19 protein-coding genes are annotated in these 20,167 nt (G+C 38.1%); 14 read left to right on the top strand and 5 right to left on the bottom strand.

Features of this window, described 5'->3' with window-relative positions; genetic code table 11:
* Positions 1 to 41 precede the first annotated feature (41 nt).
* The 11 genes from dusA (at position 42) to ABJD71_RS04965 (ending at position 10,519) form a co-directional block, all read left to right on the top strand.
* Entirely contained in the window at positions 42 to 1,055 is a 1,014-nt protein-coding gene (gene dusA / locus ABJD71_RS05015) for a tRNA dihydrouridine(20/20a) synthase DusA (protein WP_348165493.1), read from the top strand.
* A gap of 212 nt (positions 1,056 to 1,267) precedes the next feature.
* Complete coding sequence (locus tag ABJD71_RS05010; RefSeq protein ID WP_348165490.1) at positions 1,268 to 1,549, top strand: hypothetical protein; 282 nt, start codon at positions 1,268 to 1,270, stop codon at positions 1,547 to 1,549.
* A gap of 1,014 nt (positions 1,550 to 2,563) precedes the next feature.
* Positions 2,564 to 3,223 (top strand): phage shock protein PspA, encoded by a 660-nt coding sequence (pspA, locus tag ABJD71_RS05005; RefSeq protein WP_348165487.1) that lies wholly within the window; start codon positions 2,564 to 2,566, stop codon positions 3,221 to 3,223.
* Positions 3,224 to 3,289: 66 nt separating this feature from the next.
* Positions 3,290 to 3,490, top strand: coding sequence for a PspC domain-containing protein (locus ABJD71_RS05000; RefSeq protein WP_348165484.1), 201 nt, complete (start codon positions 3,290 to 3,292; stop codon positions 3,488 to 3,490).
* Positions 3,491 to 3,495: 5 nt separating this feature from the next.
* Positions 3,496 to 3,828, top strand: a complete 333-nt coding sequence (locus tag ABJD71_RS04995) for a hypothetical protein (RefSeq protein ID WP_348165481.1) — start codon at positions 3,496 to 3,498, stop codon at positions 3,826 to 3,828.
* Between the two features lie 111 nt (positions 3,829 to 3,939).
* The gene (locus tag ABJD71_RS04990; protein ID WP_348165478.1) at positions 3,940 to 4,371 is read left to right on the top strand and encodes a copper chaperone PCu(A)C; all 432 of its coding nucleotides are present in this window, start codon (positions 3,940 to 3,942) and stop codon (positions 4,369 to 4,371) included.
* Between the two features lie 10 nt (positions 4,372 to 4,381).
* Complete coding sequence (locus tag ABJD71_RS04985; protein ID WP_348165475.1) at positions 4,382 to 5,374, top strand: DUF2333 family protein; 993 nt, start codon at positions 4,382 to 4,384, stop codon at positions 5,372 to 5,374.
* A 3-nt stretch (positions 5,375 to 5,377) separates the two neighbouring features.
* Positions 5,378 to 6,145: a TIGR04219 family outer membrane beta-barrel protein gene (locus tag ABJD71_RS04980; RefSeq protein WP_348165472.1), complete on the top strand. Its 768-nt coding sequence runs from the start codon at positions 5,378 to 5,380 to the stop codon at positions 6,143 to 6,145.
* A gap of 111 nt (positions 6,146 to 6,256) precedes the next feature.
* On the top strand, positions 6,257 to 8,062 hold the full coding sequence (locus ABJD71_RS04975) for an assimilatory sulfite reductase (NADPH) flavoprotein subunit (protein WP_348165469.1): 1,806 nt from the start codon (positions 6,257 to 6,259) through the stop codon (positions 8,060 to 8,062).
* Positions 8,062 to 9,792 (top strand): assimilatory sulfite reductase (NADPH) hemoprotein subunit, encoded by a 1,731-nt coding sequence (gene cysI, locus ABJD71_RS04970; protein ID WP_348165466.1) that lies wholly within the window; start codon positions 8,062 to 8,064, stop codon positions 9,790 to 9,792. The genes ABJD71_RS04975 and cysI overlap by 1 nt, the downstream gene beginning before the upstream one ends.
* Positions 9,770 to 10,519 carry a phosphoadenylyl-sulfate reductase gene (locus ABJD71_RS04965; RefSeq protein ID WP_348165463.1) on the top strand — a complete coding sequence of 250 codons (750 nt, stop codon included), beginning with the start codon at positions 9,770 to 9,772 and terminating at the stop codon, positions 10,517 to 10,519. Before cysI ends, ABJD71_RS04965 begins: the two co-directional genes overlap by 23 nt.
* A gap of 46 nt (positions 10,520 to 10,565) precedes the next feature.
* On the opposite strand, the gene ABJD71_RS04960 is transcribed toward ABJD71_RS04965, so the two are convergent.
* The gene (locus ABJD71_RS04960; protein WP_348165460.1) at positions 10,566 to 11,462 is read right to left on the bottom strand and encodes a TIGR03899 family protein; all 897 of its coding nucleotides are present in this window, start codon (positions 11,460 to 11,462) and stop codon (positions 10,566 to 10,568) included.
* A 162-nt stretch (positions 11,463 to 11,624) separates the two neighbouring features.
* Between ABJD71_RS04960 and ABJD71_RS04955 the strand changes: the two genes are divergently transcribed.
* Positions 11,625 to 13,856: an EAL domain-containing protein gene (locus ABJD71_RS04955; RefSeq protein WP_348165457.1), complete on the top strand. Its 2,232-nt coding sequence runs from the start codon at positions 11,625 to 11,627 to the stop codon at positions 13,854 to 13,856.
* 31 nt (positions 13,857 to 13,887) lie between these two features.
* On the opposite strand, the gene ABJD71_RS04950 is transcribed toward ABJD71_RS04955, so the two are convergent.
* Both ABJD71_RS04950 and ABJD71_RS04945 read right to left on the bottom strand, forming a co-directional pair.
* Positions 13,888 to 14,445, bottom strand: coding sequence for a uracil-DNA glycosylase family protein (locus ABJD71_RS04950; RefSeq protein WP_348165454.1), 558 nt, complete (start codon positions 14,443 to 14,445; stop codon positions 13,888 to 13,890).
* A gap of 57 nt (positions 14,446 to 14,502) precedes the next feature.
* The gene (locus ABJD71_RS04945; protein WP_348165451.1) at positions 14,503 to 15,639 is read right to left on the bottom strand and encodes a fatty acid desaturase; all 1,137 of its coding nucleotides are present in this window, start codon (positions 15,637 to 15,639) and stop codon (positions 14,503 to 14,505) included.
* 127 nt (positions 15,640 to 15,766) lie between these two features.
* Between ABJD71_RS04945 and fabR the strand changes: the two genes are divergently transcribed.
* A complete protein-coding gene (fabR, locus tag ABJD71_RS04940; protein ID WP_348165448.1) occupies positions 15,767 to 16,411 on the top strand; it encodes an HTH-type transcriptional repressor FabR in 645 nt (214 codons plus the stop codon).
* A gap of 1 nt (position 16,412) precedes the next feature.
* Here fabR and trmA read toward each other — a convergent pair whose 3' ends face one another.
* A complete protein-coding gene (gene trmA / locus ABJD71_RS04935) occupies positions 16,413 to 17,510 on the bottom strand; it encodes a tRNA (uridine(54)-C5)-methyltransferase TrmA (protein WP_348165445.1) in 1,098 nt (365 codons plus the stop codon).
* A 169-nt stretch (positions 17,511 to 17,679) separates the two neighbouring features.
* Here trmA and ABJD71_RS04930 point away from each other — a divergent pair, with 169 nt between their 5' ends.
* A complete protein-coding gene (locus ABJD71_RS04930) occupies positions 17,680 to 19,059 on the top strand; it encodes a DUF5610 domain-containing protein (RefSeq protein ID WP_348165442.1) in 1,380 nt (459 codons plus the stop codon).
* Between the two features lie 95 nt (positions 19,060 to 19,154).
* On the opposite strand, the gene ABJD71_RS04925 is transcribed toward ABJD71_RS04930, so the two are convergent.
* A complete protein-coding gene (locus ABJD71_RS04925) occupies positions 19,155 to 19,604 on the bottom strand; it encodes an RNA-binding protein (RefSeq protein WP_348165439.1) in 450 nt (149 codons plus the stop codon).
* Between the last annotated feature and the right edge of the window lie 563 nt (positions 19,605 to 20,167).

Genomic DNA, 20,167 nt, shown 5'->3' with positions numbered 1-20,167 from the left:
TAAAATAAGCTAAAATTCGCGCCCATTATTTTGAGGCACCTATGAGTCAAATTATTAATCGCACTATTTCAGTCGCCCCTATGCTTGATTGGACAGATAAGCATTGTCGATACTTTTTGAGACAAATCTCAAAACATACTTTGCTGTATACCGAAATGGTGACAACTGGCGCGATCATTTTTGGTAAAGGTGATTACTTAGCTTATAACCAAGCAGAGCACCCCATTGCTTTACAGTTAGGTGGGTCTGATCCTGTTGATATGGCACGTTGCAGTTCTAAAGCACAAAGTTACGGTTATGACGAGGTGAATATAAATGTGGGTTGCCCTTCTGATCGGGTGCAAAATGGTCGTTTTGGTGCTTGCTTAATGGCAGAGCCAAGCACTGTGGCATCGTGTATTAAAGCGATGCAATCTGAAGTTGATATACCGGTTACGGTAAAATCCCGTATTGGCATTGATGATATGGATGAATACAAAGACCTTAGCCACTTTATTGAAACGGTCGCTGAATCTGGTTGCCATACCTTTGTTGTGCACGCCAGAAAAGCTTGGCTTAAAGGTTTAAGCCCTAAGCAAAACAGAGATGTCCCTCCTTTAATGTATGACCGCGTTTATGAACTTAAACAAGAGTTTCCTGAACTGCATATTGGCATAAATGGCGGAGTAAAAAGCCTAGCAGATTCTGCAGAACATCTGAAACATATAGACAGCGTAATGATTGGTCGAGAGGTTTACAGCAACCCGTTTATTCTAGCAGAGGTTGATAGGCTGTTTTATCAAGATGAAGCCCCAGCTAAAACACGTTTTGAAGTGGTTCAAGCAATGTTGCCCTATGTTGAACAACAAATTACAGAAGGGGCGAGGCCATGGCATATAGCAAGGCATATGCTTGGGTTGTTTCAAGGTCAACCCGGTGGTCGAATTTGGCGTAGGTATTTAAGTGAAAATGGTACCAAAGCTGGGGTGGGGATTGAACTTCTGACAGACGCACTCGATGTGTTATTAGAAGCACAAAATAAAGCGAAGATATTTCAATCAGAAGCGCTTGGTTAAATTAACCTTGTGATTGGTTAATTTAACCAATAATTAGGAGTTAATAAACTTGCTTGTAAAATTGATTTCTAGTGTTTACGTAAAAATGTCTGTTAAATCAATTTCATAGAATTTTTTTTAGATTTGGCACAACTATCGCAATGGATACTGCGACTTAAACAATAACTATTACAAAAATAGTTATTCATTCATTTAACTAAAAGGAAATTATTATGTTCACTCAATCCAAAATTGCCGTTGTTGCACTAATCTCTACTTTAGCGGTTAGTTCGTCTGTTAGTGCTGACGAAGTGTCATTAGAGAATTATGTAAGTAGTATGGTTAGTCAGGTAATGGAAGTAGCACAACAAGAGTTTAAAAATACGTTACAAGAAAATATTTTGAATGTTGCCTACAACGTTGACTTAGACGAAAGCCAATCTTATAACGCAACAATTACCATTAAAGATATAGTCGTAAAAAGTGATGAGGCAACTGCCAATAAAGCTAAATAAGGAAGAGGTTATGTTTTATCAACTATCTTTATTTATTATGTTGTTAACACCGGTAATCGCTTATGTAGCAGGAGCGTTGATTTTTAGCATTGTTGTACAATTGAGCAAAGCTTCGGTGCTAACAACTTTTAATATCAGTATCTTCCAATGTAGAAACGGTCACTAACAGCTGTATTGACCGTTTCCCTATCAGTTTACGTTTGAGCCTAATCCTTCTATCTTCATTTTTATTAGTAAGCCTCTGTGCTCGACATTATTGCCCAAGTATTCTCACTATTCATATAAGCAAAATCGTAAGGCCATCATAAGCAAAGTGGTTGTAAGGCGGTTAGGGTCAGCAAGGGTTAGCGTTAGTGTGACCGACATTTCACTTGCCGTCTTTGTTACAGCGTTTAACAAAATGAAAAACTAAGCTTTGGTATCGAACTTGCCATTGATGAATTAACTGCAAATTTTACTTAGCAGTTAAGCTAACTAACCTGAATACTGGATAAGCCTAACCTCTCGCTAACGCTCTTTTTGTGCCCATCTGCGTTGGATTGTCTAGCAATAACACGTTAATACGTTCGACAATCCGCCTGGCTATACATTAATAATTTCGTCATCGAGTGAGACTTTAAGTGAAGATATTTGGATGGATAGTAGCAAGATATTGAAATATATCGTTAAAATAAGTTTTAACGATACTTCTTATCCTGAACTCAGGTTAACTATTTTACTAAAGTTCTTTGACAGGTTATTAATCAAGAAAGAGTTGTCCAATTGGTTACCCAAAAACGCATTTCTTGCTAAAAACCACAAGTTGTATTTTTCACTAACTCCTTGGTTTATTTGACCACTTTATTGTTTTTTTAAATTCAACAGAAAAGGCATCATTTGTTTGTTGCAAATAAACCCCATTTAAAACAATGGTTTACGATGTTGTGTTAAGTTGGCATATCACTTGTAATAGTTCTTGTACTAGCGCTGAAATCAGTCAGCACGAGAATAATCAAATCTAATAGGAGAGTTATTATGGGTATGTTTTCAAGAATGTCAGACATTGTACAAGCTAATATTAATGCCATTTTGGACAAGGCTGAAGACCCGGCTAAAGTGGTCAAGCTGCTGATTCAAGAAATGGAGGAAACCTTAGTTGAATTGCGCTCTGTGGCTGCAACGAATCTAGCTGAGAAAAAACAAGTTCAACGTCAGATCGCAAAACTTGAGCAACAAGTGACAAGTTGGCAAGCTAAAGCTGAGTTAGCACTAGATAAAGGTCGTGAAGACTTAGCAAGGGCTGCACTTACAGAGAAGAATGTAACGCAACAAAACTTTACTGCTTTATCAACTGAAATGGAAATCATTGAAGAGTCGTTAACCAAGTTACAAACTGACATGGGTAAATTACAAGAGAAGCTGGTGGAAGCAAGAGCTAAACAAAAATCTATGATTTTAAGAGAACGTTCCGTATCAGTGCGTATGCAAGTTAAGAGTAAAACTCATTCAGTCAAGATTGATGATGCCATTATTCGTTTTGAGCAATACGAGCGTCGGATTGATGACTTAGAGTCTCAAGTTGATGCTTATGATTTAGTTGACGAAGCAAAAGGCTTAGATGCCGAATTTAAACAGCTTGAAGTTGAAAATAAAATCGAAGAAGAGTTGGCTGCATTACGTAAAAAAGTTGCTTAGTAAGCAGCATAATCACTAGGTGGCAATTCAATTTGCTACTAGTTCAGAATTTCAAAGGAGAAAATTATGAGACAGTATATTGATGTAAATAGGTTATATAAGGATTCGGTACATGGCAAAATTTCAGGTGTTTGTGCTGGCTTAGCAAAGCACTGGAATGTGTCACGTTTACTAGTTCGCTGTGTTGCTGTTGTATGTTTGGTAATGTTGCCAGTGGTTACGGCAGTAGCTTATGTAACTGCGACTGTTTTAATCCCTAATAGGTAATTACTATGTTAAAAAATCTCTTATTAGCGGTATTGATTGCAGGGGTTTTAACATATTGTTTTGGTCATGTAGTGACGGAATGGTTCGATGTCCATCTAGTTTTATCCGATTATGAAGTTGAGTCATTCACGTCAATCATTGCTGCCACTGCTATCGTTGCATTACTAGTATTTATTGGGTTTATTGTCGCTTTTAGTGTTATCGCAGCAATGGTACTTATTTTTGTAGCATGCGCTATTGGATTGTTTGTAGCAGGCTTTGGGATGTTTTGGCCGGTTATTTTAATTTCGATTGTGATTTACTTACTTGTTAGAGAAAAGCCTGCAACTGCATATTAAATTTCGAAAGGTAAGTTGGAGGCTCTAGCAGAAATATATAAACAAGGCTTGGCATGTCTTAGTGATTGCTGAATAATCTAGGTCTGATTATTAGTTTGGAATGGAATATTAATGCTTCGAGTCTTTTCAATTTTATTAGGAATAAGCAGTTTTTGGTGCCAGGCAGAATTGGTTGTATCGAATGCAACAGTTAGGCTACTACCTTCTAGTGTGCCCAATACCTCAGCATATTTTTCAATTGAAAATCGTTCCAATAAAAAAGAAACAATCGTTGCGGCCACTTCTAGTATCGCAAATAAAACAGAAATTCATAATCACGTTTTAGTGAATAGTATGATGAAAATGCAGCAACAAGATTCAATTATAATAGAGCCAAGACAGACAGTTTATTTCAAACCAGGTGGGTTACATATTATGTTGTTTGGCCTTAAGCAAAAGCTAACAGAAAACCAAGAGGTTAGCTTACGCCTAATTACTCAAGATGGAGACAAAGTAGACTTTAAAGCTATTGTGTCCCGTCCGTCTCATGCTAAACATCATTAAGGATTTTGACATGAAAAAATATATCACCCCTCAACGCCTACTAAGTGCAACCGGGCTCCTTATTCTCTTACTGTGGATAGTTTCGATTTTCTGGAGCGTTGAGCCAGACCGTTTTGAGCCTAGAGAGTTGGCTCAGCAACAAGCGTTAGAAAAAAACGAAACGGTAGTGGCAGGATATACTATGACGACTAGCTTGATTACCGTTGCTGAGGCTTTACTTAATAAGTCTGGTGGGTACTTATCAAATGATGTCATTCCGCCAAGTGTGATGATGGACAACATGCCAAGTTGGGAGTTTGGCGCCTTAGAAATGACTCGTGATTTAGCCCTAGCTATGCGCAAAGATTTTAGTCGTTCACAAAGTCAGTCGGTAGAGAATGCCTACCTAACAAAGGCGCAACCGCAGTTTAATAATGATAGCTTAAGTTGGATATTACCCTCTGCTGAATCAAAATATCAAGAAGGGATAGATAACCTCTATCTTTATCGCGCAAGTCTTGCTGATGTCTCATTACAACAAGGCCAGTTTTATGCTAGAGCAGATAATTTAAGAGACTGGTTAAAGCAAATGGAGAAGCGTTTAGGTAGTTTATCGCAACGTTTGAGTGCCAGTGTTGGTCAGGACCGAATAGACACAAATTTAGCCGGTGATGCAGAGGCTAGCCAATCAACCCCAACAGCTCATAAATTGGTTGATAAAACCAGCTGGTGGCGTTTAGATGATAACTTTTATGAAGCTCGCGGTGCTAGCTGGGCTTTGCTTCATTTTTTAAAGGCTGTAGAAGTAGATTTTGCTGATGTTTTAGAAAAGAAAAATGCAAAAATTAGTCTTCAACAAATTATACGTGAGCTTGAAGCAACCCAGGAGGCTATCTGGAGTCCGATAATATTGAATGGCAGTGGCTTTGGTATGTTAGCTAATCACTCATTAGTGATGGCGAACTATATTTCTCGAGCAAATGCTGCTTTAATCGAACTAAGCGAACTACTGAATCAAGGATAAACCATGAAAAAAACGGCAATTACATTAGGGCTTATTACATTATGCTCCAGTTTCTCAAGCCAAGCAGATACTTTATTAGGCTTGTATGCAGGAGCTCAGGGTTGGAATATGGAAACCACTGGTGGTTTTTCTGACGACGGCGATAATAGAGATTTTAATTTCGATACTCAGACCAATACAAATATTTACGTGGCTCTTGAGCACCCAATTCCATTGATCCCTAATATCAAATTGCAGCGAGCCGACATGAGCACTGAAGGGGATGTTAATTTTGAAAGTAATTTTGAATTTAATGGTCAACTGTTTTCTGCAAGTTCAGATGCGTTTACCGAAGTTGATTTAACTGCCACTGATATTATTTTGTATTATGAATTTTTTGATAACGATTTAATTAGTTTTGATTTTGGTATTAATGCTAAATATCTCGAAGGTGAGTTTATAGTAACTGAAAAAGATGAACCTAATAGAACAGAAACGTTAGACTTTTCAGTCCCAATTCCCATGTTGTACTCTAGGTTAGCTCTTGGTGTTCCATTTACCGGATTTGGTGCCTTTGTTGAAGGTAGTTACTTAAGTCTTGATGATAATACATTGTCAGACTATCAAGCAGTTGTTACGTATAGTTTGATAGAAAACCTTGCCATAGATGTAACTTTTCAGGTGGGTTACAGAGCCGTGACCTTAGAATTAGATTACAGTGATGATAATAATAGGATTTTTTCAAATCTTGAATTTAAAGGGCCTTTTGCTGGATTAGAAATACACTTTTAACATTTTGTAATAATTTCATCTGATTTGGTTATAACGAATCAGCTTTTATTCTTTCATGTTATTCAGATAGATCGCTAATCTACCCTTGTATTAATAACAGTTAGCGATCTTATGACTTCACCAATAAATCAAACCCCAGGGTTTGCTGCTGGTTTAAATGATAACCAGTGGACTCAAATTAGTCAGGCTTCGGCCGCTCTTAATCCGCAGCAGCTTACATGGCTAAGTGGATACTTTGCAGGTTTGGCGCAAAATGGCCAGGCAAGCACTATACCAAGCGTGACGGCTGGTCCATCTCAATCTATGACTATCTTATACGGTTCACAAACTGGCAATGCCAAAGGTGTAGCTGAGGAATATAAAGCGAAATTAGACGCGCTAAATCTTCCTTCTAAGTTAGTTAGTATGGCTGATTACAAGCACAAGCAACTTAAAACAGAAAGCCATGTGGCTATCGTTGTAAGTACTCATGGTGAAGGTGAAGCGCCTGATGATGCCGTAGAGTTACATAGCTTTTTAGGTGGTAAAAAAGCCCCTAAGTTAGACGGGCTAAAGTTTGCTGTATTAGGACTAGGTGATACTAGTTATGAATTTTTCTGCCAAACTGCAAAAGATTTTGACAGTCGCCTGCAAAGTTTAGGTGCAACGCGAATTATTGATCGTGTTGACTGTGACGTGGACTATGATGAAACAACAACTGCTTGGTTTGATAGCTTAAATCATGAAGTTAAAGATGAGTTATCAGCACCTACCGCTGGTACTGTGCCTTCTTTAAATTTGGGGGCTCAGTCAGTCGCTGCCACTCAGTACACTAAAAAAGCGCCTTTTGCTGCATCTTTACTAGAAAGCCAAAAAATTACTGGCCGCGATTCTGTAAAAGATATTCGTCACATTGAAATTTCGTTAGAAGAGTCAGGTATTCAATATCGTCCAGGTGATGCGTTAGGCGTTTGGTTCCAAAACGATGAACAATTAGTCGCTGATTTGTTGGCTACGTTAGAATTAAATCCAGAAGAAAATATTACATTTTCTGGTGAAGAGTATTCCCTTAAACAAGTTTTGGTTAATAAACTTGAGTTAACTCAAAGCTACCCTAGTTTTGTGCAAGCCTACACTGGGTTTGCTAATAATGTTGAATTAAACGCTTTGATAGAAGATAAAGCGGTACTTCGAGAGTATTTGGCTGAACGTCAAATCATCGATATTGTACGTCAATATCCAGCCAAACTATCAGCACAAGAATTAGTTGACGCTCTACGTAGTATGACACCTCGTTTGTATTCTATTGCATCAAGCCAGGCAGAAGTGGAAGACGAAGTTCACCTTACAGTCGCTTTAGTTGAATTTGACGCCCATGGTTCTGTACACCAAGGCGGGGCTTCTAGTTTCTTATCAAAGCGGTTAAATGAAGGCGGTGAAGTGAAGGTGTTCGTTGAGAAAAACGACAACTTCAGATTACCCGATGACAGCAACACTCCAGTGATCATGGTTGGCCCCGGAACAGGTATTGCCCCTTTCAGAGCTTTCATGCAACAACGTGAAGCTGAAGAAGCTAGCGGTGAAAATTGGTTGTTTTTTGGAAACCCTAATTATACCCAAGACTTTTTGTATCAAACAGAATGGCAACGCTTTGTTAAAGAGGGCGTAGTAAATAAAATTACTTTGGCTTTCTCTAGAGACCAAGAAGAAAAAATTTATGTACAGCATCGCATGCTTGAACAAGGTGCGGAGTTGTATAACTGGTTAGAGAAAGGCGCGCACTTATACGTGTGTGGAGATGCCAATCACATGGCTAAAGATGTACAAGATGCATTAGTGAAAATTGTGATTGAGCATGGTGGCAAGACCGAAGAGCAAGCAGAGCAATACCTTTCAGACTTGCGCCGCGCTAAACGCTATCAGAAGGATGTATATTAATGAGCACTGATAATAAAAACTTCGTCGTTGAAGGTAAATTGGCAGACAACGAACGTCTGAAAACTGAAAGTAACTATTTACGTGGGACTATTGCAGAAAATCTCACTGATGATCTAACCGGCGCATTTGTTGGAGATAACTTCCAACTGATTCGGTTTCACGGTATGTATCAACAAGATGACCGCGATATTCGTGCTGAGCGAGCTAAACAAAAATTAGAGCCACTACAGAATGTGATGTTACGTGCCCGCTTACCTGGCGGTATCATTTCCACTGAGCAATGGTTAGCTATTGATAAATTTGCAGAAGATAAAAGCATTTACGGTAGTATTCGTTTAACTACTCGCCAAACGTTTCAGTTTCATGGCGTGTTAAAACCTAACGTTAAACCAATGCACCAAATGTTAAATCAAGTGGGTATTGATTCAATTGCCACTGCTGGTGACGTAAACCGAAATGTATTGTGTACCTCTAACCCTGTTGAGTCAGAGTTACATCAAGAAGCTTACGAGTGGGCTACTAAAATTAGTGAACATTTATTGCCTAAAACGCGTGCATATGCAGAGATTTGGTTAGATGGTGAAAAAGTTGAAACCACTGATCATGAACCTATTTTAGGAAGTACTTATTTACCCCGTAAATTTAAAACAACAGTGGTTATTCCTCCGCAAAATGATGTTGATGTTCATGCAAATGATCTTAACTTTGTAGCTATTGCTGAGAACGGTAAATTAGTTGGCTTTAACGTGTTAGTGGGCGGTGGTTTGGCTATGACCCATGGTGATACGTCTACTTTCCCTCGTAAAGCGGATGATTTTGGTTTTATCTCTCTAGAGCACACATTAGCGGTTGCAGAAGCAGTTGTCACTACCCAGCGAGATTGGGGTAACCGTGTAAACCGTAAGAATGCTAAAACCAAATATACCCTTGAGCGTGTTGGTGTAGAAAATTTCAAAGCAGAAGTTGAGAAACGTGCTGGCGCTACTTTTTCTGAGAGTAAGCCATATGAATTTACATCACGTGGTGATCGAATTGGTTGGGTGGAAGGCGTAGATGGTAAGCATCACTTAACAGTGTTTATCGAAAACGGTCGAATTCTTGACTACCCAGGAAAAACCTTGAAAACAGGTTGTGCTGAAATTGCAAAAATTCATCCGGGAGATTTTAGACTAACCGCTAATCAAAACTTGATTGTGGCTGGTGTACCTGCTGAATTGAAAGAGAAAATTGAAAAAATAGCCCGCGATAATGGCTTGATTGAAGACTCTGTTAGTAATCAACGCAAAGATTCAATGGCTTGTGTTTCACTTCCTACGTGCCCATTGGCAATGGCTGAAGCTGAGCGTTACTTACCTGATGCGGTTACTAAAATTGAAGGGTTTTTGGCAAAACATGGCTTACCTGAAGAAAGCATCATTTACCGTATCACTGGCTGCCCTAATGGGTGTGGTCGAGCGATGTTAGCTGAAGTAGGCTTAGTAGGTAAAGGGCCTGGTAAGTACAATTTCCATTTAGGCGGAGATCGTCAAGGTACACGTATACCTAGAATGTACCGTGAAAACATTGATGAAAAAGAAATTATGGAAGAATTAGATGTGCTAATTGGACGCTGGGCTAAAGAGCGCCAAGCCAATGAAGCATTTGGTGATTTCTTGATTCGAGCCGAAGTAGTTAAGCCAGTTATTAATTCTGCTAAGGATTTTCACGATGTCCCTAACTACGCAATCTGAGTTAGGTGTGAGTACTGTTAGACGTTTTTCTAGTGAAGAGTTAGCAGAAGTTAACTTGTCATTAGAAAAGCAGTCAGCAGAACAGCGTGTTACTTGGGCCCTTGAGAACTTACCTCAACAGTTCATGTTGTCTTCAAGTTTTGGGGCGCAAGCTGCAGTAATGTTGCATATGGTGACTCAGCAATGTCCAGATATTCCAGTTGTGTTAACGGATACAGGGTATTTATTTCCTGAAACGTATCAGTTCATTGAGCAAATGACAGAGCAACTTAACCTAAATTTAAAGGTTTATCGTTCAGAGCTATCCGCAGGTTGGCAGGAAGCCAAGTATGGAAAAATGTGGGAACAAGGGATAGAAGGTATTGAGAAATACAACACACTCAATAAAGTAGAACCTATGCAAAAGGCACTACAAGATTTGAATGTGAGAGGTTGGTTTGCAGGGTTGCGCCGTAGTCAGTCGGATATGCGTGAAAAGTTGTCTGTTTTACAACAGTTGAAAGATCAAACTAAGATTTATCCAATAATAGATTGGTCAAACCGTACCGTGCACATGTATTTGAAAGAGCATGGATTGCCATATCACCCTCTATGGGAAAAAGGCTATGTTTCAATTGGCGATTGGCATAGTACTCGTTCACTAGAAGAAAGTTTAAATGAACAAGACACACGCTTCTTTGGATTAAAGCGAGAGTGCGGTTTGCATGAATTTGGAGACGGTATCTAACGCCTTGTCCTTTTCATTGGTCAGCCCCTTTTATATTTAACTGGGGTTACTCAATGTTAAATGCTCTTCCTAAAGTTGATAATATTGCTTCTGTGTAAGCATCAAGCTTCTGTTTATTTACCAATTTGCATAATTCTGCACCTGTAGGTGTGAATTTATAATACAACAAAGTGGTGCCTTGATGTTTAGCGGCTAGTCTTAGTTTGGTACCGGCACAGCGCCATTCTGTTTGCGTGCTCGTACTTAGCTCTCCTGACTCAATCTCGCTATGATGAATCAAACCTAAATCCATTAAAGACAGTAGGTCTGGGTAACTCAGACCATATTCGGCTAAGTTAAGTTGTTTATTCTTAAAGGTATTAAAAAACGACCAAATATTGGATTTTTGATAGTAACCGATTAGAAGCCTAGGTGTAGACTCTCCTTTTTTATAACTTGTTAGGTTAACGGCTTGTCGAAAGATATGTGCATCTTTTTGAGTGAGTTGTTTCAGTAGTGTCAATGTTTTAAGGGAAAAACTACCGGGTTTTGCTGTTTCTACTGCGAATATTTTCCCCCAGAGTTCTTGCATAGCAGGGGAGAAAATTTCTTCTGCCATATTAACAAAACTAAAAAACCAATCTGGATCGATGGACTCCTCTTTACCGTCTTCTAAACAAAAGTCCAAAGCTCTGCCGAGTATGTTTTCTAGGTTAGCTATTTTACGACGAGCTAATATTTGAGTTTTGATGCGCACTTTATCATCTATACTTTGAGGCTTCGCATTCTTATAGCTGGTTTGAATCCCAGCTTGAGAAAACCATTTTGTTATCTTTTTTTGATTGTGTTGTTTATTTACCTTGTTTTTTACTGGTGGAGGGGAGGTGACCGCTGTATTATTTGACCCTGATCTCGTCCCTGAAATTTGAATTGGTGTAGGTGAATGATTTAATCCAATTTTCATAAAAATGTACGCTAAACTCTAAAAAAATGACCATGGGCTGTATATTGCGTTAATTCATGTTACATGAGCAATTAAAAATGTTAAGTTTGGCTTACTTCGCTCAGAAAAGCTTATTTACCCGGTGATAAGAGTTAGCTTAGTTTAGTGTTTGGTGGAGAGTAGATGAGCTTAAATAAATATGAAAATGACGAATTAATCTTTCTATCAGAAGATAGTCCTTCTGCTATGCATAGTCCTGCCGGAATGTGGAACATTTTAGTGGTAGATGACGATAAAGAAATCCACTCTGTTACACGATTAGCGTTATCAGATCTTATTGTAAATGATAAATCATTAAACTTTATTCATGCCTATTCAGGATCGCAAGCGCTAGAAGTCATTGAGGAAATGGGCGCTTCCATTGCGATAATTCTACTTGATGTTGTCATGGAGTCTGATGATGCTGGTTTGACGGTCGCTCGTAAAATGCGTGAAGAGCTTAAGATTATTGAGCCTCGAATTATTTTAAGAACCGGGCAACCTGGGTACGCACCAGAAGAAAAAATCATTAAAGATTATGATATTAATGATTACAAAACTAAAACAGAACTAACACGCAGCAAACTAGTTACTACAATTATTGCGTCTTTGCGTTCTTATCAACAGATACTGTCAATCAACCAAAGCAAACAAGGCTTACAAAAAATTATTAGTGCTTCAGCTAATTTAATGGAAGAGCATTCAATAAAAAGTTTTTGCAATGACGTACTTGTGCAAATTAACTCTTTAATTGGTGGCAATGCTTGTGGTTTTATATGTGCAAAGGCTGGAGTCGTCCTAGATAAGGATGATGAGGAATTATACATATTAGAAGCGACCGGTGAGTTTTTATCTTGTATCAATGAAAAATTAAATACGTTAGAAAATGCCGATCCTGTTAAGTTTGTACATTGTTGCCTAGAGACTAAAGAACATATATTTGAGAAAGAATTTACTGTATTTTATTTACACAGTGCAAATTATGAAGCGGCAATTTATCTGCAAGTTGGTAGCAATATTAATGTTATTGATAGGCAACTATTAGAAGTCTTTCTTGCTAGTGTATCTATTGGATATGAAAATGTTAATTTATTTCATCAATTACGAACTGCCGCATTTAAAGATTGGTTAACCAAGCTTCCTAATCGTAGTGAATTCATTAACATGCTTGACGACTGTTGCTCAGGAAAATTAAGAGGGACGGATTTCATCGTGGCCCTAATCGACCTTAATCATTTTGCAGACATAAATGATGGCTTAGGCCAAGAGGTTGGTAACAGTACTTTGATGGCTGTAACTAAACGCCTAGAAGACAAATTTATAGAAAATGTGCAGATAGCAAGAATAGGCTCGGATGTTTTTGGTTTGATTGGGTCTGAGTCATTTGTTAACCCCGAGTCTTTGAATGATATGTTTCTTTTGCCTTTTAAAGCAGGTGAACACTCATTATCGGTATCCGCTTCTTTCGGGTTTTGCCGGCTAGATGGAAGAGTTCAATCAGGGATCAACATTTTAAAGCAAAGCAATATTGCTTTAAACAAAGCGAAGAAAAACCTAAAGATAAACTACGAGTTTTATCGTCCAGAAATGGAGCAAGAAACTACTTGGCGTCTAGAAATGATTAGGCAGCTTACCCACGATTTTGAGTCGAAAAAGTTGCAGCTTTGGTATCAACCTCAAGTGGATCTTGTGACAGAAAAAATTGTAGGAATGGAAGCATTACTCCGCTGGCCAAGTATAGAAGGAAGGTTTGTATCTCCTACTATTTTTGTACCTTTGGCAGAATATTCAGGATTAATAGTTGATATTGGTATTTGGGTGTTAGAAGAATCCTGTAAGCATCTTAATAAACTCAAAATTAGAGGTTTTGACTCTTTGCGTATGGCCGTCAATATTTCTATGCCACAATTTAGAGACCCTAAGTTTGTGGAAACCGTTAAAACTATTATTAGTAAATACGGCATATCTCCTGAAAAAATAGAGTTGGAAATAACAGAAAGTGTGGTTATGGACGAGCCGCATATAGTGATTGAAGCACTACAAGAGCTAAAGAAGTTTGGTGTAAAAGTGGCGATTGATGACTTTGGTACGGGCTTTTCATCAATGAATTATCTACAAAAACTACCTTTAGACAGGCTCAAGGTGGATCGCTCCTTCGTGAACGAAATTACTCCAGGAAAAACAGCGTTCATTGCTGAAACAATTGTTACTCTGGGAACTAAATTAGGGCTAGCGACAATTGCTGAGGGTGTTGAGAAGCGAGAGCAAGCTAGCTATATGCTCAAATTAGGTTGTGATGAAGCGCAAGGTTATCTTTTCGCCAAACCAATGCCTTACAATGAGTTGCTTGAGTTCTTAGATAAGAATGGTGCCTAAGGCTTTAATAGGTGGTAAGACAGTTTAATTGTTATAGATAGCACCCTAGCACTTGCTGCATTTTTGGCAGTATTCTTTTTTCAAACCAGTCATGTCTTTTTAGCCAAATATTGTTTCTCGGTGATGGATGAGGAAGTACTATATATTTAGGTTGATAGTCCTCCCAATTTTGTAATCTTTCGGTTAGTTTTTTCTTGTCAGATAAGTAATAATCTTGTGCGTGTTTACCAACTAATACGATGAGTTTGGGATTAAGAGTTTTGAGTAACTCTCCATGCCATTTAGGGGCACATTCTGCTCTAGGAGGTAAGTCGCCGCTTGCTGCTCTGCCTGGGTAACAAAACCCGATAGGAAGGATAGATAATAAGCTTGGGTTATAAAAGCGAGTTTTGTCCAATTTTAACCACTCCCTCAAACGTTTACCTGATGCATCGTTCCATGCTTTATGACTGTTATGTGCCTTAATTCCTGGCGCCTGACCAATGATGAGTACCTTGGCTTGAGGTGAAAATTGAAAGATTGGGCGAGGTGGAAAAGGTAGATGATTTTTACATATTGAGCAGAGGCTAATTGCGTTAACTATATCCATTTCTTTCCTCAATAAAAAAGGCTTCCCAGGAAGCCTTTAAAGGGATTAATTCCAAAGTTAATCCGCACAGCCCGGCATAAAGTCAAACTGATTTAGCTGCAGCCACTTTTCTTTTTGTATCGCTAATTTTTGTTTCAATTCTTTGTATTTATAATGAATTTCTAAATTCTTATAGCTACGTTGCAATGACTGCTTTTTGATTTCCATCAATTGCTTCTTCGCTGCGTAATACTCTGTCATTCGTTGCGCCAATAATTCATATTCTGTTTGAACTCGAATTAAAACCTCTTCAGCATTTTGTAGCTTAGACACTTTTTCTTTGGCTAACTTTAACTGCATTGCTACTTTAGCTTTTTCAATGCGCTCTTCAGAGCACCGTCGCAAATTTTTTGCTAAACCTAAATATGCTAACCCCCTAATTAACCATTTTGTAGGATCAAATTGCCACCATTTTATGCCATTTCTGTAGTCATACTCAAAGATGTGATGATAGTTGTGATAGCCCTCTCCAAATGTAAAAAAGGCTAAAATATCGTTATCGCGAGCTGTATTTGCATCTGTATAGGGTTGCTTCCCCCATATATGCGCAAGAGAGTTTATAAAAAACGTTACATGATGAACCACTACAAGTCTAAAGACTCCAGCTAATAGCAACATACCCCAAATATCGCCATTCAACCAACCAAGCAATATAGGTATTCCAAAGTTTGCACTTAGCATAATGGCTAAATAATTATTGTGTTGCCACATTACAACTGTATCTTTTTTTAGATCTCGGCAGTTATTGTAATCAGCATATCTATGCTTTTGGTATTCCCTTAACATCCATCCTATATGCGAATACCAAAAGCCTTTCTTTGCTGAGTATGGGTCACGTTCGTTATCGTCAACATTTTTGTGGTGAATTCTATGGTCAGAGCACCAGTGTAAAATACTATTTTGCAGTGCCATTGCTCCGCCAATTGACAAAATAGTTTTTACAAAACTGTTTGCCTCAAATGCCTTATGGGACCAAAGCCTGTGATAACCAGCAGTAATAGACATCCCAGAGAAATAGATAAGAATAATACAAGCTACTATCTCATACCCATCAAATCCGTGTTGAATCGCTTCAAGGGGCACTAAAATTAGTGCGATAAGTCCGGTTATTATAAATACCAATATGTTGGTAATGATTAGACGTGGCTTTTTCATTTAGTGTCATTTTCAGCTTACAAGTGTACGCTATTTTACTTTGCTCCCGCACTTAAGCAAGCTAATTGTTGTATGTATAGGCTTTTATAGTGTCTATTCATTATCTTTTCGCGTTAGAATCAGCCACATGAAAGCTATAACAGAATTTCCATTAAGTCGCCAAGACCAGAAACTACGAACCCGCAGAACCATAATTGAAGCTGCGTTTTCTTTATTGGATGAAGAAAGAAGCCTATCCAGTGTAAGCCTTAGAGAGGTAGCGCGTGCTGCGGGTATTGCCCCTACTTCTTTTTATAGACACTTTAAAGATATAGATGAACTCGGTCTGACTTTGGTGGACGAGGCTGGATTGGCGCTACGCCAGTTAATGCGACAAGCGAGGTTAAGGATTGCATCCGGGGGAGGTGTTATAAACACTTCTGTAGATACCTTTATGGAATTTATTACTGCAAACAATAATGTGTTTCGTCTGTTATTGAGAGAACACACTGGTACATCTATGGCTTTTAGGGCGGCAGTTCTAAGAGAAATAAAGCACTTTACTGTGGAGCTTACTGATTACACCATTACCACGACAGGGCTTCCTTATAATATTGCAAACTTGCAAGCCGAGGCAATGGTGAAGCTTGTTTTTAGTGCAGGAGCTGAAGCCCTTGATGCAACCAAAGAGCAAAAAGAAAGTGTTGGGCGCCGCGTGAAATTACAGCTCAGATTTGTTGCTAATGGAGCGTTGCAAGCGTTTTCTGAGCAATCATCTAGGCATGTAAAATAACCTATAGTCTTTGCAGGTAAACTCCACATTCCGTATGGTGAGTATAAGGAAACTGGTCAAATAACGCGAAACGAATTACGCTATGTGTTTTTAAAAGTATATCTAAATTGTGTTTTAATGTTTCTGGGTTACAAGATATATACACAATGTTTTTATAGACTTTGATCATATCGACAGTGGCGGCATCTAAACCTGCCCTTGGGGGGTCGACTAATACTGTTTTACAGTCGTAGTCCTCTAATTCGATACCTTCAAGGCGGCGAAACTCTCTAACACCCTGTTGTGCTTGAACAAACTCTTCACTAGACATTCTTATTATCTTCAAATTATCAATCTTGTTATCTTTTATATTCTGTTGTGCAGCTGAAACAGAGGTTTTGGATATTTCTGTTGCTAATACCTTTTTAAAATTTTGTGCTAAAGGTACTGAAAAATTCCCTGCGCCGCAGTAGAGTTCAAGTAAATCACCTTCACTTTCCTTAGTGACATCTATGGCCCATTCGATCATTTTGATATTTACTTTTGCATTGGGTTGAGTGAAGCTATTTTCGATCTGTTGAAATGTAAAGGCCTGCTTATTTATAGTTAAGGTCTCTGTTGCATAATCTTTATCAAGTACAATTTTTTGTTTTTTTGCGCGGCCAATTATATCTAATTTGTAACTCTGCCTTAGCTTTTTCAATATTGTTTGTATTTCCGTTACCCAATCATCACCTAAAGCTTTGTGATATAGCAATGAAGCTACAATTTCACCACTCAAAGTGGCTAAGTAATCTATTTGAAATAACTTTCTGCGGGCTACATCGTTTATTTTCAGCTCTGCTATTAAGTCTTTCATAACGTCATTTATTAATTGACAGGCAGGGGGGAAGTTATGTACCTGATATTTTTCTTTGGTAGTTTGATCAAACATTACGTGATGAAGCTCATCACCGTCATGCCAAAGCCTAAATTCAGCGCGATATCTATAATGTAATGGATCTGATTCAAATGTTTCTAACTCGGGCATTGAAAACTTTGCAAACTCTTGCTTAACAAAATGATACTTTTGCTGTAACTGTTCGACATATGTGTCTGGATTAATTTCTGTCGGTCGCATGAATTGGCTTACCCTTTAATGTAAAAGCGGCAAGGTAATAGGTTTTGATAGAGACTTCAACACATTATAAAGTGCTACAAAACTAAGCTGGTGATATTTTATGCTAATACTACTAAATGTTGGGCACTAGCTGCCGATACTATTGGTTAAGGATAGTGAGGTATCTGAAATGAATATTAGTCAATTAAAAGCCTTTTTAGGTGATAAGCCCCAACATTTGGGGAACGAAAATAGCCTTCAAAACCAGCTGCGAGATTCTGGTTTAGAACAGGCTGCCCGTAATCAAAACAATATACAAAAATTACAAAGCGATACCTTTAGCTCTAGTAGCAGCTTTGGTGTGCGAATTTATTCAAACTCTCTGGGTAGCTCTTTAGAAGTGAATAGACAAAAACCAAATTTTTCAGTACCTGAGAAGGACAAATCTGAGGAGTCCTTATTTAACTTTGAAGAAGTCACAAAAAATGTAGTGAACTTTGTGACTGGTGCGATTACAAATGCTCAAAATAAGGGGGCTAGCGATGAAGAATTAAACGCCTTGTTCGATCAGGCATTGTCCGGAGTATTACGAGGTGTTGAATTAGCCGAACAAGATTTAGCTGGTTTCATGAATGACGACATTGCAGAAGGGATAAGTCAGAGTAAAGACTTGATTCAACAAGGCATTGAGCAATTAAGAAAAAAAGTATTCGGTAATGAAACAGAACTGAGTAATAGCGAGAAGTCGGATGTTTTGGTCTCTACTGATATTTCTAACCTAAAGTTAGAACAGGGAGAGTTGTATATTCGCACTAAAGATGGTGACCAAGTTCTGCTTACGTTTGACGATATAGAGCAGCTTGATATTAGTCAAAAAGATATACTTGAAAAGGTTGAAGAAGATAGCGAAGAAATAACGCCAATTGTGCCACAACTAACAACAGAGCTTCAGAGTCAGAATGCTGAAGATGATCTAGATAACCTGATTACCGAAGATGCTGAAGTTGTAAATGTTGATGAGCCAGAAGAGTCGACTGTCCTTCAACAAAGTGCGGTGTACTTTCAAGAGAGTTCACTTTCTTTTTCAGTTAAAGGTGAGCTAGATAAAGCCGAGCTTGAAGCTATAGCTGATTTAGTTGCCGATACATATGAATTAGCTGAAGAGTTTTTTAATGGTGATATTGAAACTGCTTTTAATCAAGCGCTAGAGTTAGGGTTTGATGAACAAGAACTTACAGGCTTTGCTTTACAGCTAACAAAGGTTGAAAACACTCAAGTGATTAAAACCTATGAAACAGTCTCTCGTTACGATAATGACAATGCAGAAAGTGAACCCGCTAAAGCGGTTTCACCTGTAGCAGATTATCTTGATAAATTACTAAATGTTTTAGGTGGCTCTAGAGCGCAGTTTGATAATAGTGAATCATATGAAAATGTAGTGAATGAGCTAATTAACAGCTTGGGAAGTGAAGTCGCGACACCTGATTTGATTTCAGCAATTAATCGTTTTAATGAGTTTAATCAAAGGCTAGTTAATAACTTACCAGTGGGTTTTCAACCTGAGGGTTAATTGGGTTATACGAAATAGATAAAGAAAACCTCTAATATTTTTTTCAAATATTAGAGGTTATTTTATATTTTTACAGTTTAAAAACTCTATCTGATTTAGCCTTCTACTTTATCCTTCGCAAGCCTGACTTTTAAGGTCCTTTCTTGGAAACTAGAGTCATTTAAATGTTTTATTGCTCTATTTGCTCCCTTAGCATCCATCTCAACAAAACCATAACCCTTCCTTTTACCAGTTCTTCTATCTTTCATTAGACGTACAGAAACAACTTTTCCTTGTTGTTCAAAATATTCCTGTACAGCTTGCTCGTTTGCACGGTACGGAAGGTTACCTACATATAAAGTGGCTACCTCTTCCGAAGTATCGCTTTCATTAGTCGATGAGTTAATTAGATTGGATACCAAAGGAGTGAAAATACCGCCAATTAATACACCTACAGATGCTGCTAAAGAATTGGAAATATCAGCAGTGATAACTGGTAATAAAAAGTACATGATTACAGCAATGACAATAGTAACAACAATATTAAAAATAAAAGAGGGATTCATATGCTCTACCTAAAAAGTGTTTATGGTTGATTAAGATTAAATAGCAACCACATGTTACTGATTTAATTAGCTTTCGCAAACGATTAGGAAGAAGACTTACCTATATATTTACCATTAATGGCTTAAAATGCTGCTTTTTTAGGTGTTTCGCTTGAAAAGTAGACGGTTGAGATAAAAAACGAAATAAAGTGTTGCATAGGAATGTGTTGTCTCTATAATGCGCCCTCGCTTCAAAGGAGACCGGTTAATACAACTTAGGTCTTCGGTAATAGATTAGGGTTTCTTAGTTTGTTGCATATACTTAAGATGTATATTTGAAGCGGGATGCAGCGAGATTTAATTTGAAGTATTTAAATTAAAATGTTGACATCAAGTTTTAACGGCGTATTATACGCCTCCCGCTTAAGAGGGTCTACGGACAACTTAAGCCGCTAACGAAGTTAGCAATGCTCTTTAACAATTAGAACAAGACAATCTGTGTGGACATTCACTTAGTGGATGTTTACCAAAAAAAATTCATATTTTCGAAATATTTAATTGAAGAGTTTGATCATGGCTCAGAT

The sequence above is a fragment of the Paraglaciecola sp. genome, from assembly GCF_039943935.1.
In the GTDB taxonomy this organism is placed as follows: domain Bacteria; phylum Pseudomonadota; class Gammaproteobacteria; order Enterobacterales; family Alteromonadaceae; genus Paraglaciecola.
The sequence above is the reverse complement of the archived record's forward strand: the minus strand, read 5'-3'. Positions and strand labels throughout refer to the sequence as shown.

Coding starts and splice junctions, on each gene's coding strand:
- dusA (WP_348165493.1), top strand. CDS start 42: ATGAGTCAAATTATTAATCGCACTATTTCAGTCGCCCCTATGCTTGAT.
- ABJD71_RS05010 (WP_348165490.1), top strand. CDS start 1,268: ATGTTCACTCAATCCAAAATTGCCGTTGTTGCACTAATCTCTACTTTA.
- pspA (WP_348165487.1), top strand. CDS start 2,564: ATGGGTATGTTTTCAAGAATGTCAGACATTGTACAAGCTAATATTAAT.
- ABJD71_RS05000 (WP_348165484.1), top strand. CDS start 3,290: ATGAGACAGTATATTGATGTAAATAGGTTATATAAGGATTCGGTACAT.
- ABJD71_RS04995 (WP_348165481.1), top strand. CDS start 3,496: ATGTTAAAAAATCTCTTATTAGCGGTATTGATTGCAGGGGTTTTAACA.
- ABJD71_RS04990 (WP_348165478.1), top strand. CDS start 3,940: ATGCTTCGAGTCTTTTCAATTTTATTAGGAATAAGCAGTTTTTGGTGC.
- ABJD71_RS04985 (WP_348165475.1), top strand. CDS start 4,382: ATGAAAAAATATATCACCCCTCAACGCCTACTAAGTGCAACCGGGCTC.
- ABJD71_RS04980 (WP_348165472.1), top strand. CDS start 5,378: ATGAAAAAAACGGCAATTACATTAGGGCTTATTACATTATGCTCCAGT.
- ABJD71_RS04975 (WP_348165469.1), top strand. CDS start 6,257: ATGACTTCACCAATAAATCAAACCCCAGGGTTTGCTGCTGGTTTAAAT.
- cysI (WP_348165466.1), top strand. CDS start 8,062: ATGAGCACTGATAATAAAAACTTCGTCGTTGAAGGTAAATTGGCAGAC.
- ABJD71_RS04965 (WP_348165463.1), top strand. CDS start 9,770: ATGTCCCTAACTACGCAATCTGAGTTAGGTGTGAGTACTGTTAGACGT.
- ABJD71_RS04960 (WP_348165460.1), bottom strand. CDS start 11,462: ATGAAAATTGGATTAAATCATTCACCTACACCAATTCAAATTTCAGGG.
- ABJD71_RS04955 (WP_348165457.1), top strand. CDS start 11,625: ATGAGCTTAAATAAATATGAAAATGACGAATTAATCTTTCTATCAGAA.
- ABJD71_RS04950 (WP_348165454.1), bottom strand. CDS start 14,445: ATGGATATAGTTAACGCAATTAGCCTCTGCTCAATATGTAAAAATCAT.
- ABJD71_RS04945 (WP_348165451.1), bottom strand. CDS start 15,639: ATGAAAAAGCCACGTCTAATCATTACCAACATATTGGTATTTATAATA.
- fabR (WP_348165448.1), top strand. CDS start 15,767: ATGAAAGCTATAACAGAATTTCCATTAAGTCGCCAAGACCAGAAACTA.
- trmA (WP_348165445.1), bottom strand. CDS start 17,510: ATGCGACCGACAGAAATTAATCCAGACACATATGTCGAACAGTTACAG.
- ABJD71_RS04930 (WP_348165442.1), top strand. CDS start 17,680: ATGAATATTAGTCAATTAAAAGCCTTTTTAGGTGATAAGCCCCAACAT.
- ABJD71_RS04925 (WP_348165439.1), bottom strand. CDS start 19,604: ATGAATCCCTCTTTTATTTTTAATATTGTTGTTACTATTGTCATTGCT.